General features: G+C 51.4%; 1 rRNA gene. It reads left to right on the top strand.

Annotation, left to right across the window (positions count from 1 at the left end):
• Positions 1 to 1047: ribosomal RNA gene (locus tag FTV14_RS15900) — 23S ribosomal RNA — on the top strand; the annotation flags it as partial.

Genomic DNA, 1047 nt, shown 5'->3' with positions numbered 1-1047 from the left:
CGAGGCCGAGAGGCGTAGTCGATGGGAAATTGGTTAATATTCCAATACTTCAGTGTAATGCGATGAGAGGACGGAGAAGGTTAAGTCAGCCTGGCGTTGGTTGTCCAGGTGGAAGACTGTAGGCATGTATCTTAGGCAAATCCGGGGTGCTCTATGCTGAGAGTTGATAGCAAGCCAGTTTACTGGTGAAGTGGCTGATACCATACTTCCAGGAAAAGTCTCTAAGCTTCAGTTACACTGGAATCGTACCCGAAACCGACACAGGTGGTCAGGTCGAGTAGACCAAAGCGCTTGAGAGAACTCTGCTGAAGGAACTAGGCAAAATGGTACCGTAACTTCGGGAGAAGGTACGCTGCCGGCGGTGATAGGACTTGCTCCTTGAGCTGTTGGCAGCCTCAGAAACCAGGCCGCTGCAACTGTTTATTAAAAACATAGCACTCTGCAAACACGAAAGTGGACGTATAGGGTGTGATGCCTGCCCGGTGCTGGAAGGTTAATTGATGGGGTTAGCGTAAGCGAAGCTCTTGATCGAAGCCCCAGTAAACGGCGGCCGTAACTATAACGGTCCTAAGGTAGCGAAATTCCTTGTCGGGTAAGTTCCGACCTGCACGAATGGCATAATGATGGCGGCGCTGTCTCCAGCAGAGGCTCAGTGAAATCGAATTCGCCGTGAAGATGCGGTGTACCCGCGGCTAGACGGAAAGACCCCGTGAACCTTTACTGCAGCTTGACATTGAACTTTGATCTTACTTGTGTAGGATAGGTGGGAGGCTTTGAAGTGGTGACGCTAGTTGCCATGGAGCCGTCCTTGAAATACCACCCTGGTAATATTGAGGTTCTAACTCTGCTCCCTGATCGGGAGCGAGGACCATGTCTGGTGGGTAGTTTGACTGGGGCGGTCTCCTCCTAAAGAGTAACGGAGGAGTACGAAGGTGCGCTCAGCGTGGTCGGAAATCACGCGTAGAGTATAAAGGCAAAAGCGCGCTTAACTGCGAGACCCACAAGTCGAGCAGGTACGAAAGTAGGTCTTAGTGATCCGGTGGTTCT

Source organism: Acinetobacter sp. YH12236 (genome assembly GCF_013417645.1).
In the GTDB taxonomy this organism is placed as follows: Bacteria; Pseudomonadota; Gammaproteobacteria; order Pseudomonadales; family Moraxellaceae; genus Acinetobacter.
The sequence above is the reverse complement of the archived record's forward strand: the minus strand, read 5'-3'. Positions and strand labels throughout refer to the sequence as shown.